The sequence below is a fragment of the Hymenobacter volaticus genome (assembly GCF_022921055.1).
Lineage (GTDB): Bacteria > Bacteroidota > Bacteroidia > Cytophagales > Hymenobacteraceae > Hymenobacter > Hymenobacter volaticus.
Genome location: NZ_CP095061.1, coordinates 1518163 through 1536047, shown reverse-complemented (window position 1 = coordinate 1536047; position 17885 = coordinate 1518163). Strand labels below are relative to the sequence as shown.

13 protein-coding genes are annotated in these 17885 nt (G+C 55.3%); 8 read left to right on the top strand and 5 right to left on the bottom strand.

Features of this window, described 5'->3' with window-relative positions:
• Positions 1–37: 37 nt before the first annotated feature.
• Positions 38–1612, bottom strand: a complete 1575-nt coding sequence (locus MUN86_RS06715; protein ID WP_245123279.1) for a RagB/SusD family nutrient uptake outer membrane protein — start codon at positions 1610–1612, stop codon at positions 38–40.
• A gap of 52 nt (positions 1613–1664) precedes the next feature.
• Positions 1665–4853 (bottom strand): SusC/RagA family TonB-linked outer membrane protein, encoded by a 3189-nt coding sequence (locus MUN86_RS06710; protein ID WP_245123276.1) that lies wholly within the window; start codon positions 4851–4853, stop codon positions 1665–1667.
• 670 nt (positions 4854–5523) lie between these two features.
• Here MUN86_RS06710 and MUN86_RS06705 point away from each other — a divergent pair.
• Entirely contained in the window at positions 5524–6690 is a 1167-nt protein-coding gene (locus tag MUN86_RS06705; protein WP_245123274.1) for a galactokinase, read from the top strand.
• A 109-nt stretch (positions 6691–6799) separates the two neighbouring features.
• Entirely contained in the window at positions 6800–7858 is a 1059-nt protein-coding gene (locus tag MUN86_RS06700) for a UDP-glucose--hexose-1-phosphate uridylyltransferase (protein ID WP_245123272.1), read from the top strand.
• 105 nt (positions 7859–7963) lie between these two features.
• On the opposite strand, the gene MUN86_RS06695 is transcribed toward MUN86_RS06700, so the two are convergent.
• Entirely contained in the window at positions 7964–9055 is a 1092-nt protein-coding gene (locus MUN86_RS06695) for a glycoside hydrolase 5 family protein (RefSeq protein ID WP_245123271.1), read from the bottom strand.
• Between the two features lie 540 nt (positions 9056–9595).
• Between MUN86_RS06695 and MUN86_RS06690 the strand changes: the two genes are divergently transcribed.
• Entirely contained in the window at positions 9596–10111 is a 516-nt protein-coding gene (locus tag MUN86_RS06690; protein WP_245125643.1) for a fasciclin domain-containing protein, read from the top strand.
• Between the two features lie 163 nt (positions 10112–10274).
• Entirely contained in the window at positions 10275–12599 is a 2325-nt protein-coding gene (locus MUN86_RS06685) for an endonuclease (protein ID WP_245123268.1), read from the top strand.
• A 79-nt stretch (positions 12600–12678) separates the two neighbouring features.
• On the opposite strand, the gene MUN86_RS06680 is transcribed toward MUN86_RS06685, so the two are convergent.
• Positions 12679–12960: a GNAT family N-acetyltransferase gene (locus MUN86_RS06680; protein ID WP_245123265.1), complete on the bottom strand. Its 282-nt coding sequence runs from the start codon at positions 12958–12960 to the stop codon at positions 12679–12681.
• 155 nt (positions 12961–13115) lie between these two features.
• Between MUN86_RS06680 and MUN86_RS06675 the strand changes: the two genes are divergently transcribed.
• The 4 genes from MUN86_RS06675 to MUN86_RS06660 all read left to right on the top strand — a co-directional run bounded on the left by MUN86_RS06675 (position 13116) and on the right by MUN86_RS06660 (position 15640).
• Complete coding sequence (locus MUN86_RS06675) at positions 13116–13664, top strand: hypothetical protein (RefSeq protein ID WP_245123262.1); 549 nt, start codon at positions 13116–13118, stop codon at positions 13662–13664.
• 50 nt (positions 13665–13714) lie between these two features.
• Positions 13715–14002 carry a hypothetical protein gene (locus MUN86_RS06670; protein ID WP_245123260.1) on the top strand — a complete coding sequence of 96 codons (288 nt, stop codon included), beginning with the start codon at positions 13715–13717 and terminating at the stop codon, positions 14000–14002.
• A 143-nt stretch (positions 14003–14145) separates the two neighbouring features.
• Positions 14146–14733: a GNAT family N-acetyltransferase gene (locus MUN86_RS06665; protein ID WP_311181796.1), complete on the top strand. Its 588-nt coding sequence runs from the start codon at positions 14146–14148 to the stop codon at positions 14731–14733.
• Between the two features lie 85 nt (positions 14734–14818).
• Positions 14819–15640: a universal stress protein gene (locus MUN86_RS06660; RefSeq protein WP_245123256.1), complete on the top strand. Its 822-nt coding sequence runs from the start codon at positions 14819–14821 to the stop codon at positions 15638–15640.
• A 70-nt stretch (positions 15641–15710) separates the two neighbouring features.
• Here MUN86_RS06660 and MUN86_RS06655 read toward each other — a convergent pair whose 3' ends face one another.
• Positions 15711–17843: a TonB-dependent receptor family protein gene (locus MUN86_RS06655; RefSeq protein ID WP_245123254.1), complete on the bottom strand. Its 2133-nt coding sequence runs from the start codon at positions 17841–17843 to the stop codon at positions 15711–15713.
• Positions 17844–17885: the final 42 nt, after the last annotated feature.

Below are 17885 nucleotides of genomic sequence, written 5' to 3'. Positions count from 1 at the left end.
GGAACGGCTGTTTGCAGGCGCCTATACGAGTGTGATGTTAGTAGCCGAAGTTTTGTTTAAGATTTGGGTCGATGCCCAGGTCGCGGCGCGGGATAGGCAGCAACTTCGAGACACCCAAGCGGAAGTTGGTGAAGTCGGGGTCACGGGATTTTAGATTGTCGATGCCGGCTTGGTTATCTAGCAGACCCCAACGCAGGATATCGAACCAGCGAACACCCTCTCCTGCCAGTTCTCTTGCACGTTCAACACGAATAAACTGGCGCATACCTTCTTGCGACAAAGCACCTACCGGGCTCAAATCTACCCGGGCACGAACTTGGTTCACGAACGGTGCTGCCGCACCCACTTGGCCTAATTCAGTAAGAGCTTCGGCCTGCATAAGCAGAATATCAGCGTAGCGAATAACGCGGAAGTTGTAGCCTGACGAGAAATTCTCGAGCGCCTTATCAGGGTTGGAAGGATCGTAAAACACCTCACGGTCACTAAGGTATTTGCGCCAATACTGTTGGTCTGATCTCCAGCCAAACTTGCGAATGTTTTGAGCTTCGGCAAAAGTTACACCGTAAAACCGATCTGGATTATCTACATGAATGATATTAGCATCACGCCGAGGGTCAATCCTATGTTTCTTGGTGCTGCCAGGGGCAAACGACACCGTGGAGTCGGTGTACGCATCGAGTAGCCAACGGCGAGGCTGCACGTCGGCAAACGTAGCGCCGGGAGGGCCGAAGAAGTTGGGCCGGTCATGGCTTTCCGAAGAAGAGCCGTTGTCCTGGCCTTGGCCTACTTCTAGCACAGCGCCGGAAAACTGTACTTCAAACACTGATTCACGGTTGTTTTCATTGGAGCCCGTGAAGTTGTCGACGTAGTTTGGCGCTAGACCATACTGACCGGAGTTGATAATCTGGGTGAATATTGCCGATGCCTCCGCCCACTTGCGCTGCTGCATATACACTTTAGCGAGTAGCGCCTGCGCCGAGCCTTTGGTTGCACGTCCTTTCTCGGAATCGCTGTACACAAGCGGCAAGTCCGGAATAGCAGCTTGCAAATCGGCAATGATTTGCGCTTCCGTCTCTGCCTGCGTAACCTGAGCTGCCCGTGCATTTACGTCATTGGGCTCTTCTAAGATCAGCGGCACATTGCCGAAGAAATACGCCAAATCGAAGTACGATAAGGCTCGTACAAATCTAGCTTCGGCTACCAACTGCTTTTTCAGCGTCTCACTCATGGTAATGCCGGGTACCCGGTTGATTACCTGATTCGTCCGATAAATGGTGCGGTAGTAATCATTCCACGCAAAAGACGAGATAAAGAAATCTACGTCGGGCTGAATAAAGCGCGTGAAGTTGGCTAACTCCACAAAGGGGCTCTGGCTGAACGATTCGTCGGAGCGGTGCGCCATAAAGTGCCAGCTACGGTAGTAGCAGGCGAACTGCTGAAGACCAGCGTAGCTGGCGTACACGCCTTTAATGGCATCGCCTTCGTTTTGCCAAAAGTTTTCCTTAGTAGGAGCATTCGGATTGCTCTGGTCTAGTAGGTCCTTGTCACAGGCTGAAGTGCCTAGCAACAGACCGCCCGCGAGCAGGAGAGTAGTTATCTTATTTACTTTCATCGAAGTAAGAGAAAAACGATTTGATTGAGGCGACCAATTAGCCACCGTCTCATCATGATTTAGAAGTTGACCTGTATTCCCCCGTGAAGCTGCGCACGTTCGGGTAGGAGCTAATATCGACGCCGCGGCTATAGAAACCGGCGCCCAAAATCTCAGGATCAAAGCCAGTATAGTCCGTGATAGTGAATATGTTGCGGCCAGTCACGTACACCCGGACACTGCCCAGGCTTGGCACTTTACTCGTTACGGATGTAGGAAGAGTGTAGCCTACTTGAACGTTCCGCAACCGGATGTAGGATCCGTCTTCTAGCCAGCGCGTTGTGTTGAACAGAGAGTTAGAGGCAGCAGCGCGGCCCAAGTCGCCAACCCCACCACCTTGCAAGAGGCGCGGTGTAGTGGTAGAAGAATTTTCGGGTGACCAAGGCGTCACATCGGCATTGTAGTTGTTCGGACCAGAGTAGCTTTCCAGGTCGCGGCGCGCTTGATTATAGATTTTGTTGCCGCTAGACGAGTTGAAGAATACCGACAGATCAAAGCCTTTATACGCTGCGCTCAGGTTCAACCCCATCAGCAGGTTAGGAATAGATTGGCCTGAATAGACAGCGTCGCTGTTGTTAATTTGGCCATCATCATTGGTATCCCGATAGCGTACGTCGCCTGCCGAAGCGTAAGGCTGAATAACGGTCCCATTAGAACTCTGGTAGGTAGCTACCTCATCTGCCGTTTGGAAAATACCATCGAATGGAATCAAGTAGAATTCTCCGAGCGAGCGGCCCACCTGCGAGCGAGTCAAGAGCTCGGTACCCTCTAGTACTTGGCCTACAACGGGCAATGCCGTAACCTGATTTTTAACGGTTGTAAGCGTGAAATCGGCGCCGTAGGTGAAGTCACCTTTGTTTTGGTGGTACCCTAAAGCCAACTCAAAGCCACGGTTCTCTATATCACCCGCATTCTGGAAGAGGGTTTGGCCGAAATGCCCCAGGTACGTCAATACCTGCACTGGCGCCAGTGCGTTGCGGGTTTTAGAAACGTAATAATCAGTCGAGAGTGTTATGCGGTCTTCCAGCAAGCCCAGGTCCAGACCAAAGTTGGTGGTGTAGCGCTCTTCCCAGCGAATGTCGGGGCTAGGCAGCGCTAGCTGCGACGAACCGTTTACAATGTTCTGGCCAGTACCTATTACGTAATTCACGTTCTGCCCTACAATAGCTTGGGTCAGATAACTACCACCATAAGTGCCTTCTACAGCATCGTTACCGTTGGCTCCGTAGCTGGCGCGTAATTTCAGATTATTGACTTGTGGTAAGGCAGTCTTGAGAAAGTCTTCCTCACTGAGGCGCCAGCCAACCGAAGCGGCGCCAAAGTTGCCCCAACGGTTTGCCGCTGTGAAGCGAGAAGAGCCATCGCGACGGCCACTAACGGAAAGCAGGTAGCGATTCTTGAAATCGTAGGTAGCCTGGGCAAAGAAAGAGCGTTTCGTGTACTCATAGGAGCTGCCCTGCACAACTCCAACTTTAGGAGCAGCACTCAACTCAAAGAAGTATTGCCCCCCGGCCTGTGCATAACCTTGTCCGCCTGCTTGCACGCCGTGCTGGCGGAAACTTTGCTCCGAGTAGCCAACCAGCGCGTTCACGCTGTGGTCACCTAAACGCTTGTTAAAGTTCAAGGTGTTTTCGCCAAGCAAAAACAGGTCATAGCCCAAATACTCGTTGAGCGAAGCCGTAACGATAGGAGTGTTCTGCCGCAGAACGCCTGCCTGTTGTGCATCCGCATTGCTGTAAGTATGCCCATCCATGGCCACATTCAGCCGGTAGGTCAGGAAGTCGAAAAACGAATACTCGGCGCTAACATTACCAGCCAAGCGGTTGTCGGACTGCGTGCGGCGCAGCAATTGTTGCGCTCCTATTGGGTTTGTTGCGAAGGTGTTTAGAATGGGCGAACCAGTACCGAAACCACCCGAGTTAGCCGAGTTGTACACCGGAATGCTCGGCAGCATAGTCAGCACATCAATAAATGGGCTGCCGTTAAGCAACGTTCTATCTAAGTGTGTAATCTGAGCATTCTCCTGGAACTTGAACCGACCACGCGTTAGACCCGAGTTGAGACGCAAGCTGTAACGCTTGAAATCCGGACCTTTTACAATGCCCTCTTGGTGGAAGTATTCGCCGGAAACCAAGAAGTTAGTAGCACTCTTTTCCCCTGCTGTACCGCCCGAAAACGACAGGTTATAGTCTTCAAGCGTACCAGTTTGAAAAAACTCCTTCTGCCAATCGGTGTCAACGTCAGGGTTAAATGCACCACCTGGACCTTTTACAGCACCAGTCAAGCTATTTTGCCCGTTATTCAAAGGATCGAGTCCGGCGTTCCGGTAGGCAATAACAGCCCGATCAGCCCACTCGCTGGCGTTGGTTAAGTTGTACTGCTTTGCTATTTGGTCAACACCCCGGTAAGCACTGAAGCCGATAGCTGGTGCGCCAGCCCGGCCCTTTTTGGTGGTGATTTGAACTACCCCGTTAGCACCTCTAGATCCGTATACGGCCGTAGAGGAAGCATCCTTGAGCACGTTTAAACTCTCGATATCATTGGGGTTCAGGTCGCGAATGTTGTCCGTCCATAGACCATCGATAACGTATAGCGGGCCACTACCCGCGTTTCCCAACGTACCAATGCCTCGGATGTTGACAACTGGCGCATCTCCGGGTCCGCCCGAACCAGATATTTGTACTCCCGATACCCGTCCTTGCAAAGCCTGTGTAGCAGTGGCTACTGGTGCCTTTGTAGCCTCTCTCACGTCGAGGCTGCTCACTGAACTGGTTACGTTCTGCCGATCTTCCGTCAGGTAGCCTACTACCACCACTTCGCTCAGTGCTTTCACATCTTCGGCGAGGGTAACCGTTAGGCTGGTTGAAGCACTTGTTACAGGCACTTCCTTGGTGGTGTAGCCTACAAAGCTGAAGGTGAGCGTACTGCCTTCAGCGGCTGTGATAGTGAAACTACCATCGCCTCCTGTAGAGGTTCCGTTGGTTGTGCCCTTTACGAGCACTGTTACGCCGGGTAGTGGGTCGCCATTTGCTCCCGTCACTCGGCCAGAGATAGTGATGTCAGCGTTCTGCGAAGCACCAGCAATGGAGTTACTTTCTGAGGATGCTGAGGTTGCTGCGTGCGCTACTAAAGGCTGAAGCGGCAGGCAGCAAAGCAAAGCTGGAATAGCAGCCCGGCGTACTTTAGGTACTGTCTTTTTCATGTAAATAAATGTGGGATTTAATGGGAACTTCACACAAACGATTGTGTATAAAGGCATACGCAAACGTTTGTGTATTTTTTAGTAAAGAAACCTGGTTTGATGTGAAAGGGATTAAGAAACTTTGGGCTATTTCAATAAAAAGTGCAATTAAAGAACCTTTATATAGGTATATCAGCACAATTTACTTGTTTCGGTCAGTAAGATTAAGGAAATACGAACAGACTACCAACAAAATTATATGGGTTTCCTCTGAAAATTTATTGGCTGAATTCAATGAATCATCGGTTGTGTAAACTATAAGCTTAACTAGTAGTAAGCTAAAAGGTATAAGCCTACTTTCCTTGATAACTTTTTTTATACATGAGAGTGCAACAATCAGATGCGCCTGGCTAAATAGGCTTTGCTTGTGCAACAACTGAACAGTGACTGCAGCTTAGCGCTAGTTCGCATACGTGCAACTGGCCTGACTATCAAGGCTTGCTAGTTGTAGTGCAGCCTCACCCAACTAGATAATACAGGAATATCGGGGAGATTGATAAGTCTGCAGATTCCGTGGCTACGATATTCTTGCAAGCCTATCCGTGGAGCCTAGGCATTTATTTCTTTTACTTTAGCCACGGGTTTTCGTACCCATTTTAAATATTTACTTCCACTCCGCTTTCCATCTGCTATGCTTCACCAATCAGTAGCAAAGTCTTTCCAGGACCGATTCAATCATTCTCCCCTGCTGGTAAGGGCCCCGGGGCGCGTCAACCTGATTGGCGAGCACACCGACTACAATGGCGGATTTGTGATGCCCGCGGCCATCGATAAGGAGATTTACTTTGCCGTTGGCTTGAATGGCACCACGACCGCGCGGCTGTACTCCTACGACCTGGATCAAAGCTACGAAACCGAGCTGGCAGAGGTAACGCGTGACAAAACCATGTGGGCCAACTACTTGAAAGGCGTAGTAGCGCAATTTCAGAAGCGGGGCCTCACCGTACCAGGCTTCGACTGCGTGTTTGGCGGCAATGTGCCTATCGGTGCTGGGTTATCGTCGTCGGCGGCCGTTGAATGCGGACTGGCTTTTGCGCTCGACCACCTGATGGGCACCAACTTAGACCGGATGGAACTGGCACATATGGCCCAGAAGGCAGAACATGAGTTTGCCGGCGTGAAATCTGGCCTTATGGATCAGTTTGCCAGCCTCTTTGGGCGGTCAGAGCACGTCATCATGCTCGATTGCCGCTCCCTCGACTACGAATATTTGCCGTTCGACACCAGCGTCTGCGGTATAGTGCTGTGCAACACAGGCGTAAAACACTCTTTGGCTAGCTCGGAGTACAACCTCCGCCGCCAAGAGTGTGAGCAGGGAGTAGCCATACTGCAGCAGTACTATCCCGAAGTGGCCTCGTTGCGCGACGCGACGCTCGAACAACTGAATGCGCACCGGGAAGAACTCGGCGACGTTGTGTATCGGCGGTGCATGTACGTGGTGCAGGAAAATTTCCGGGTAGAAGCTGCTCGTCAGCACCTCAACGACGGGGATTTAGCTGCTTTTGGCCAGGAGATGTACGCGTCGCACGCCGGACTGCGCGATGATTACGAGGTGAGTTGCCAAGAACTCGACGTGCTGGTACAAATTGCGAAAGCCCAGCCGGGTGTGTATGGTTCGCGGATGATGGGCGGCGGATTTGGTGGTTGCACCATCAACCTGGTTGCTATAGAGCACATTGAGAGCTTTGTGCAGAAAGCCACCGAAGAGTATAAGCGTTATTTGGGTCTTGAGCTGGAAACTTACCAGACCACTATCACAGGAGGTGTGGACATACTGCAGCCTGAAATAGTGAAGTAAGGCGTATAGCAAAGCGGCCTTTAGCAATCCATAAGGTAAAGACCGATTGCTGATGCGCTGCTTTGCTACCTCCTCTTCCTTTCTTTTCAACTATTGACTTTCATGATTCATGGCTGAATTTAACAGCGCTGAACACTCGCACCGCCGGTACAATCCGCTTTCCGGGGAATGGATACTGGTGTCGCCGCACCGCTCGAAACGGCCGTGGCAGGGCCAACAAGAGAAAACGGCGGCGGACGTACGCCCCGCTTACGATCCAACTTGCTACCTCTGCCCCGGCAACACTCGGGCCAACGGCGCCGTGAACCCTGCCTACGAAGGCACCTTCGTCTTCGACAACGACTTCGCGGCCCTTGTGCCTGATGTGCCCGCGGGCAGCATCAATGTGGGCGGCTTGCTCCGGGCCGAAGCTGAATCGGGGGTGGGCCGGGTAATCTGCTTTTCGCCGCGCCACGACCTCACGCTGCCCGAAATGGCAACCTCTGCTATTCGGCGGGTGGTAGATGTGTGGATCGACGAGTATACCACGCTCGGCAGCCACCCCGATATCAATTACGTGCAGATCTTCGAGAACAAAGGCCAGGCCATGGGAGCCAGTAACCCGCACCCACACGGCCAGATTTGGGCGCAGCGTACGGTGCCGGTGGAACCCGCCAAGGAAACGGTGCAGCAGGCCGCCTACTTTGCCGAGCACGGCCGCAGCCTACTCACTGACTATTTGGCCATTGAGGTGAAAGAACAAACCCGCGTGGTACTCGAAAACGAGCACTTTGTGGTCGTGGTGCCGTATTGGGCAGTGTGGCCCTTCGAAACCTTGCTGGTTCCTCGCCGCCACGTGCAGGATATCACGCAGCTGACCGATGCCGAAAAGGATGCCTTGGCCGATATCTTGCGCCAGCTCACGATTCGCTACGACAACCTGTTCGAGATTTCCTTCCCCTACTCGGCCGGACTGCACCAGCGCCCCACCGACGGGCAGGCGCACGAAAGCTGGCACTTTCATATGCATTTTTTCCCGCCACTGTTGCGCTCGGCTACCGTGCGCAAGTTCATGGTAGGGTACGAGATGCTAGGCAACCCGCAGCGCGACGTAACGCCAGAATTTGCCGCCGAGCGGCTTCGCAGCTTACCAGCAGTCCACTACAAACAAACTGCCAAGCAGGAGTAGCCGAGCGGCTCGCTCCATCAATTCCCCACGTCATTTAGTGGTCACAAAAAAGCAGGCCCTGGTTATCCGGGGCCTGCTTTTTTGTGACCAGAAGTAAATCACTCGTTACTTACCGTTTAGCTTTTTGATCAGGTTGGTTTCGTCTTGGCGATAGGGTGTACCGTCGCGGTGGAATACCTCGTGAAACCACTCGATAGGCTCACTACCATCGGCCAACGGAGTATCCCACTGGTATTTGGTGTTGGTTTTGCCGTCGACCAGGCCCCAGTTGATGGCACCAACATTTTGTTTTTTGAGCAAGGGCATGATGGTAGCAAAGCGGCTGTTGCGAGTGCGGGCCATGTACTCGGTACAAATCAGGGGGCGGCCGTGGGTTTCCAGCAACTCAATTACGCGCTGATGCATGGGCGCCTCTTCGTAGTTGTGGTACGTTATGATGTCGGAATTGCGGGCCTGAAACGAGTTCAGGGCGCCATAATCCCAGGCCCACAGCCCTACGCTCAAGGGCTGATCGGGATTTACGGCTCGGGCCCAACTGAATATATTGCGTAGCAGCGGCATCGAGGTAGCCAGCTTGCTGGAGTTGCCAGGCTCGTTGTATAAATCCCAAAACAAGATGCGCTTGTCGTGGGCGAAAGTGGTTAGCACGTCCTGCACGTAGGGCTTGAGCTTGACAAACGTAACCGAGTCGCGGGAGGCGGGGTCGCCGGGGTCTTGCAGCCAGCCGGAGTTATGGATGCCCGTTTTGGGCGCAGGCTGCACCCCAATTTGCGAAGTCTTGTTCCAGCAGTCGTCGAAGAAGACGAAGATGGTTTGGATATGGTGCTTGTCAGCGATGCCAAGGTAGGTGTCAACGCGCTGCTTGAAACCTTTGGGGTCTTGCTGCCAGGCTAGGCTGTGCAGAAATACGCGCATTGTGTTGAACCCAATGCCTTCGGCCCAACCCAGCTCCCGGTCGATGGTGGTGGGGTCGAACGTATCAGCTTGCCACATCTCTAGCTGGTTGATGGCCGTGCTAGGCGTGAAATTGGCGCCCGACATCCAGGGATGCGCCCGGTACCACGCCCATGCTTTATCAGTCGACCACACTTGGCCCGCCGGGGCATTGGCTGTTCCTTTGGTTTTGATCTTGGTTTTTTGAGCCTGCGCGCTGCCCGAAAACGAGAGCAGCAACAGAAAGAATACTAGTTTTTTCATACCGCGGTGGGAAATAGTGATGGTGTATGCGCGCTCGAAGAAAGAGGAAAGAATCAGGCATTACAACATTACTGGCCTTTACTCCGCAATAGTCAAGCTGCATTCAACTCTGCTGCTACCAGGAATCAGCAACCAAATTCTATAGAGAATCATGGAGCACCGCTTGAAAACGGCTATGCAATTAGGTGAAATCAAGCATAGCTGGAATGCAACCGGCAAACATCCATTGTTGTGTTTGCCCCGTATAGTCAGCTGACAATACGTCGACTTCTCTCATAAATTCTCCCTCTCATGCTTAAGAACATTCTCTCTATCACGGCCCTGGCAATGGCTTTCTCGGTTGCTACGACCACTGCTACGCTGGCGCAAGACCAGGCGAAAAGCAAGTCGGACGGCGAAAAGACCAAGGTTAAGGACGGTGAAATGGTCACCAAAACCAAGGCCGACGAAGACGGCAAAATGAAGATCAAGGGTAAGGCCAAGGATGGTAGCAAAATGAAAGCAACCACCAAGCCCCGCGAAGGCAAAGACATGAAAAACATGAAGATGAGCACCACGGGTGCTTCGTCTGACATGGGCGCTTCGGGCGCGGGCGGCGTGATGGTAGGTGGCGCCATGATGACTCCCGACAAGGACATTGTAGACAATGCCGTCGGTTCGGCGGAGCACACCACGCTGGTAGCGGCCGTAAAAGCAGGCGGCTTGGTGGAAACGCTGAAAGGCGCTGGTCCCTTCACCGTGTTTGCGCCTACCAACGCAGCGTTCGAGAAACTACCCGCTGGCACCGTCAACACGCTCGTGATGCCCGAAAACAAGCAGAAACTGACTGCCATCCTGACCTATCACGTAGTACCCGGCCGCCTGATGGCCGCCGACCTGAAAGATGGCCAGACGCTGACCACCGTTGAAGGGGAAACCTTAACGGTAATGGCCAAAGGCGGTTCGGTGATGTTGCGCGATGCCAAAGGTGGCATGGCCACCGTCACAATTCCGAACGTGGTATCGAGCAACGGTATCACCCACGTTGTTGATACAGTATTAATGCCAACCAAGTAATTGGTGTAGCGCTCAGGCAATTTAGAAAAAGGCCCGCTTCTACTGAAGCGGGCCTTTTTGGTATTGGTGTATTAAGAAATAGGAATTAACCAACTATTTAGTGGTCCAATCAGTACGTCAGAATCACGTCCTTTACCGAACATTTTCTTTACCCTACACCTACATGAAACACTTTTTCGCTCGAATGCTAGGGGCTGTACTGACGTTGGGCAGCGTTGCTGTCTCGGCGCAAGTTATGCCCGCTGCTCCGCCTGTTTCGCTGCAAGGCCAGGCCTTAAAAGTTTGGCTGCGCCAGAATTGGTACGACGGCCAACGTACTATCCTTAGCTACAGCGAGGCGCGCGGCAAGATGTACAACTACGTCGACAACCAGAACGGCAGCGTGGTGTGCGTGTATTCCGGCTACACCGAAAATACGCCCCTCGACTCCACCAACACCAGTCCGGGCGTTGTGACGCGCATTAACTGCGAGCACAGCATTCCGCAGTCGTGGTTCAACGAAGAAGTACGGATGCGCTCCGACATTCACCACTTGTTTCCCACTTACGACACCTGGAACTCTGATCGGGGCTCCGACCCGTTTGCGGAAATTCCGGATGCGCAGACGCTGAAATGGGTGCGGGGCACGCAAAGCCAAACCACTATCCCCACGACCAACATCAACGAGTGGAGCGAAGACACCAACACGCAGTTCGAGCCGCGCGAAGACCACAAAGGCAACCTAGCCCGGGCGGCGTTCTACTTCTACACCATGCACCAAAAGCAGGTGTTTGATCCGGGCAAAGACACCATCTCGGCACTGGCCGACCTGAACACGCTATATCAATGGCACCTCGCCGATCCGGTAGATGCGCGGGAACGGGAGCGAAACCGCCGCACCGCCAAAAGCCAGGGCAACTTCAACCCCTACATTGCTTACCCCGATTTGGTAGGCCGCGCTTTTGGCTTTCAAGTGCTACCCACTTTCAGCTTCGCAACGGCGACGGGCAGCGTAGTGGAAGGCAACACGGGTACTACCACGTACACAGTCAACGTCACGCTGTCGGCGGCGGGTACTATGCCGCTCACGGTGCAAGTGGCCCTCGACCCTACCAATTCTACAGCGGTTAGCCCTTCTGATTTCACCTTTACCTCGCCCCAAACCCTGACGTTTGCACCCGAGCAAGTCAGTCAGACAGTGACTATCACCGTGAACGGCGACGCCACTGCCGAAGCCGATGAAACCGTGGTGCTGCAACTCCTGAACGTAGGCAACGGTGGCGCCATTGGGGGCCCCTCGACGCACGCGCTAACCATCACCAACGACGATGGCACGCCGCCTTCTATCCGTTTTGCCGCCGCTATCGGCTCTATTGTTGAGGGCAATGCAGGCACTACCACCTACACAGTGAACGTGACGGCTGCCAACATTCCGGCGGGCGGGGTGACGGTGCCCGTAACTGTGGACGCAGCAAATACTACCGCTACGGCCGCTGACTTCACGTTGAATACCAGTTCCTTGACTTTTCCGGCCGGGGCGGCGTCGCAGTCCAGCGCCGTGACGGTAACCGTGACAGGGGATGTAACGCCCGAGCCCAATGAGACGGTGCGCCTGCGCCTTGGCACGCCTAGCAACGCAACGGTGCTGCTAGTTGCGCCTACCACCCACACGCTCACGCTGCTCAACGACGACCAAGCGCCGGCCGGCTCGCCCTGCACTGACCTATACTTCTCGGAATACATAGAAGGTTCGGCTACCAACACCAAAGCCGTAGAGATTTTCAACCCCACTTCCTCGCCTATCAACTTGGCCGGTATTCGCATCGAGTTGTACGCCAACGGGGCCAAAGCACCAACCGCCACGCAAGCCCTAACGGGCACCATTGCGCCCGGCGACGTGTACGTGGTGGCCAATACCGGCGTGGTTTCGCCGGTGGTACTGGCGCAAACCGATTTGCAGTCGGCGGTAGGTTTCTTCAACGGCGACGATGCCATTGCCTTGATGGAAGGCTCCGATACGCTCGATATTATTGGCGTGGTTGGCGTGGACCCCGGCACCACTTGGACGATTCCGGGTGGCGGCTCGACCACCGATAACACGCTCGTACGGAAGCCCACGGTGGGCCGCGGCGAAGCCCGCTGGAGCGTGGGCGCCAGCACTTGGCAGGCCGTTGGCACCGACGTATACACCAACCTAGGCCGCCACAGCAGCAGTGCGTGCTTGGTAAACTCGACCACCAAGAATGCGCCCCTGAATAGCGGCTTGGCCGTGTATCCAAACCCGGCAACCACTGCTGTGCAAGTACAAGTACCGGGCCTACGAGGGCAACACACGGCGGATATCCGCCTCTACAATACCCTCGGCCAGCTTTTGCAAACGCAAACTCGCAAGCTAACGGGCGCCGACACGGCTACTTTGGATGTGCAACAATTGCCCGCGGGCTTGTACTCAGTTCAAGTGACTGTGGACGGCATACGCTATACCAGCCATGTAGCAGTGAAACAGTAAACAACGAGAAGCCAAACAAGAAAAGCCCCTCCTTCAGATGAAAGAGGGGCTTTTCTCGTTTGGTGAGCTTGGTTTTAGGCTACTTATCCAGTAGCTCTTGGAATTCGGGGTGACGCTTAACAAAGACGTCCATGAACTTGCAGCTAGTACGCACGCGCAACCCCTGCTCTTTGGCATACGCAAGCCCTTCGCGGGCGAGGGCTTCTCCTACGCCTCTGCCGCGCAGAGCTTCATCTACAAAGGTGTGGGCAAAGTCGATGACCTCGGGGCTAGGCTGACTGTAGGCTAGCTCGGCGGTATACCCATCGATGGTAGCGGTGAATTCTTGGTCTTCGGGTTGATGCTGAACGGAGATGGACATAGGAGGTGTGGCAAGCAAATGAGTGGCAAGCAGAGAATACGTAGCCCGGATTTTTTTGGCCGTATTCTAACCACGCACGGCTCAGTCTGCGTATGCATCCTCGGGCTTGAGTACGTCTCGCCTTCCTTGTTTACCACCCTTCAGCTTTTTCACTGATGCAGAATATCCCTTCTTCCGACAATGTTGATCCACGGAATACCGATGATTTCAACAATGCCCCCAACAAGAATCCTGACAACCTGGACCGTGGCGTAAACGACCCAAACAACAACAGCCACATTTCCAATAAGTCGACCTACGGCACGCCGCAATACGGCGACTTCGGCCACCCAGATGCGCAAAACAGTGCCAACACCCAGCCCGACCGGCAAGCTGGCGCTAACCCCGACGGTCAAGCAGCCCCAAGCACCACCGACCCGAACCAACGGGGCAGTGTACCGCAAAACCTAAACCCGGAGGAGGCTAACTTGGTGAAAGACGACAGCTACGAAGACCAGCGCGAAGGTTGGGCCAAAGACGACCCACGCTATGGCGGTGGCACGCGGAACTGGCGCACCAACGAACCGGCCAACCACAGCACCGGCACCGAGCCCGAAACCGACGAGTCTGAGCGCAACCCCAACGACGGCAGCAACGACAACCCCGACGAGTTCAGCGCCCTGCGCCCCGACAAAGGCGCGGGTATTCCGGGCGCCAGCAAGTAATTGCACGAGTAGCTTATAGCGTCTTTTGCTTCCCTTACACTTTCCCTACCATGGCAGACAATAAAAACGAGCAGAACCAGAATCAGGACCCAGCAGCGGCCCTCGACCCAAATTCGGGCGCGAACCTAACTGAAGAGCAGCGCAAGCACCGCGAGGAGTTGTACGGCTATCAGAAAGACGAAGAAGGTACACTTGATACCTCGGCCCGCTTGGAAGACGAAACCACTGGCATTCCGGAAGATACCAACCACGGCCCCGATGCCTCCAACACCATCAACAGAGAAGGTGAATTCTCGGATCCAGGTTTCAACAATCCCTTCGACGATAACAATCGCTAAGCCAACACTTGGCGTTTAAATCAGTAAAAAAGCCTTCTACTAATTGTAGAGGGCTTTTTTTGTGCTTGCCGATGGAATGTAGCCACTTGTATATCGGTTGACATTCCGCTCTGACTTGTAGGCGCCGTAACGAGATAGGCACATTGCTCTTATCTTCACTGCAAGCTCTCAATACCTCTAATCCTACGCTCCGCAACAAGATGAAGCTGCAAGCCATGACGGCCGCGCACTGGCCCGAAGTGCAAACCATCTACATGGAAGGAATTGCCACCGGCGACGCTACATTCACCACCACAGCACCTAGCTGGGAAGAATGGGACAGCAGCCACCTCCGCCACAGCCGGCTGGTAGCCCTCGACGACGAGCCGACGGGCCACGGCCAAGTAATCGGCTGGGCGGCTTTGTCTCCTGTGTCGGGGCGGTGCGTGTACGGCGGCGTAGCCGAGGTAAGTGTGTACGTGGCCACCGCAGCACGCGGGCGCGGGGTAGGCCATCAACTACTGGCCGCCTTGATAGAAGAATCGGAAGGAAACGGCATCTGGACGCTACAAGCCGGAATTTTCCCTGAGAATACTGCCAGCGTAAGCATTCATGCCAGAGCTGGCTTCCGCGAAGTAGGCCGGCGCGAGCGAATCGGGCAGTTGCATGGTGTGTGGCGCGATACACTGCTGCTGGAGCGCCGTAGTGCCGTGGTAGGCGCGGATACAGTACGCACGAGTTGTGCTAGCTGAGTAGGCAGTTCAGGGGTTGTGTTGTATCACTTCGAGGATGCGTTTCTCGTATATTCAGCCTACTCCCCTGCTCCTACCCCACCCCATGCCCACCTCCATCCTTGTCCTAACTGATTTCACCGACGCCTCCGATCAGGCCCTGACTTACGCCGATGCGCTGGCCGTGCCTCTTGGTGCCTCTCTCGTGTTGCTTCATATTCGGCGCGAGCCACTTCTCGACACTGAGGCCTTCAACGGTCATATCCAGTATATGAGCGAGGGCGAAATAGCAGCGGCATTAGCTAACCGGTCTGCTCCGCTTGCCTCATCGGTAGTGGTGGAGACAGTGGTGGAAAGCGTAGCGGTGGCAGTACAACAGGCAGCTGCTAAGTACCACCCGTTGCTTGTCGTGCTAGGCAAGCCCGACACAGCAACGAGCTCTGATGAGTTGGTCGCCAGCATACCACGAGCGCTGCTCCGGGCCACCTTGGTACCGTTGCTTCTTGTACCTGTAGGGGCCACGGTATCCGTCCCCCCAACGCAAGTCACGCTGGCCGCCGATGGCCATCCTTTTCATCTTCATACCGAAGTTCTAAATGCAGCCCGCCAGCTGTTGACTGCGCTTGCGCCAACTTTCACCGTGACGTATGTAGCCAAACCGGAAAACAGTGATAATTGCGCTCCTTCCCTTGCTGCCGTACAGGGCAGTGGATTGGGGGCAGCAGTACCTACCATTCAAACCCACGGCGTGCGAAACCGCCACGAAGCGGAAGGAATTCTGCAAGCGGCGGCCGAAACTGGCGCCGACTTGTTGGTAGTGGTGGCGCGGCGGCGCAGCTTTTTGAGCCAGTTGTTTCACCGTAGCATATCCACCCAAGTGATACTGCAAACCTCGGTACCCATCCTATTAATGTCCGCCAAAGATTAAACAGAAAACGGCGGTCAACCTACGCTTGCCATAGGTTGACCGCCGTTTGGTAGCTGCTATTTAGAGCTACTTACAGCCGCCAGCCTACCTGTGCGCCGCCATACCAGTTGCGGCCGGGAGCGGGTTGAAAGTAGCGGTTGCCGAAGGCATTGAGGTCATTGCCAAGAGAGTATCGACGGTCGGTAGCGTTTTCAAGGCCGGCAAACACATCCAGCCCGAGCCGGTCGAGGGTACGGCGCCAGCCAGCGCGGGCCGCGAAGGTCCAGTAGCCGGCGGCTTCCACGGTGTTGGCGTCGTTGAGCGGCAGGCGGGCTTGATGGTTGACGGTCGGGCTGAGGTAGAAACCGCGCTTTTCGCTGAAATCGAGGCCGGTGCTGAGCGTGTGCGGGGCAGTGCCGGTGAGGCGGTTGCCGCTGAAGTTGTTACCGCCCGACTCGTAGCGCCCGAAACGGTAGTGGTTATAGGCATAACTCGCCCACAGGCGTAGGCCATAGGGTCCGGCAACTGTGGGAGCCGGGCCAGCCGTGGCAGCTGTTGTGGTTACGTTTGCCTCTGGCGTTGTTTGCCAGAGCCAGCCGCTCAAGGCTACTTCGGCCCCGCGTTGGCGGGTGTTGCCGGAATTAGCGAATAGTTGCACGCCCGCCGTATCGGTGCGGGATACGATGGTCTGGCGCAGTTGGAAATCGTAGACAGCTACATCAAACTTCAGTTGCTGATTGAACAGCGTGCCCCGGGCGCCTACCTCGTAGCTGGTGCCGCGCTCCGCTTGCAAGTTGCGGTTCAGCTCGCCGTTAGAGGTCCTGATTTCTTCTTCCGTCGGCGGCGAGAAGCCTCTGCTGACACTGGTATACACGGATATCTGCGGCGTAATTTCTTTCAGCAACGCTATCCGAGGAGATACTTCCGGCTGAAAGTCCCGCTCGTACTGGAAGCCCACGAAAGGCGGCGTGACAGCATCGGTCAGGCGGTTGACGCGGTAGCGTAGGCGGTTGTAGCTGGCCCCGGCCGTGAGCAGGAAGTTAGCGGGCAACTCGTAGTCAGCCTGCGCGAATACAAAACCCGTAACAGCCCGGATTTCATCGTCGTAGCGCAAGGTGCCGGGGGAACCACCGCGGTTTTGGTAGTTGCGGGAGGTTTCAAAGCCATTCTGCAACTCTGCACCGCCTTGCAGCCGCAGCGTATTGCCGGCTAGCGCCGTGCGGTAGTTGAGCACTGTGCGCCCGCCACCGCCGAGTTGTGTGTTCCGCTCCAGATCTACCAGGAACGGCGTGACGATGTTGCTGCCCGTACCGTAGAGCGTGGTCCGGCTGGAAAGCCGGTCGGTGAAGCGGTACTCGTAGGTGGCGCCAAGCAAGGCAGTGCGAGTAGCGTAGCCGGCCTGCTGTTCTACGGTGCCGGGCGCGGTGGGCGTGCCGGGCCGCGCCTGGCGCGGGTTGGCCTCGAATTGGGCGCGGGTGAGGCTGCCGGGTATCTCGTAGTCGAGGTCGGTGTAGAGGGCGTGCAGAGCCAGGGTACTTTTCTCAGTGGGCCGCAATTCGCCGTCCAGTACCAGCACGTCGCGGCGGAGGCTGCTTTGCTGGCGGTAGCCGTCCAGGGTTTGGCGGGCATATTGGGCGCGAAAGTAGCCGGTGGCGGTGCCGCTTTCTACGGCTACGGTGCTCCGGCGCAAGCCGTAGGAGCCCGCCGTGAAACTGGCTTGCACCCGCGCCTGACCGGCTAGTGGCCGGCGGTTTTCGAGCAGCACCGCGCCACCCGTGCCGGCACCGTACACGCTGGCAGTAGGCCCTTTTACCACTTCCAGGCGGCCAATCTGACTCGGGTCGAGCAGGTTGAGCGACGTGCTGCCGCTGGCTTCGGTAAAGGGAATGCCTTCGTAATACACCTTCACGTTGCGCACCCCAAACGGCGAGCGGAGCGTGCTGCCCCGCACACTGAGGCGGTAGCTGGCCGTCGCCCGCTCTTCTAGCCGCACGCCGGGCAGCGTATTTACCGCCTGCGTAAGGGCGTTCTGCGGAAACCGCTCGAAAGTAGCCGCGTCCACTACCCCTACAGCAGCGGCAGTGCGGCGCAACGGCAATTGCTGGCCGTAGCCCGTGACGGTGGTTTCAGGTAGGCGTACGGCGCGCGAGGTATCGGGGGCAGCAGTTTGAGCGAAAAGCGAGGCGGGCAGCAGCAACAGGGGCGCGGCGTAGCGGTAAGGCATCAGAAGCAAGGATAAGATTCGTTGCTGCTTAACCGTTATTCT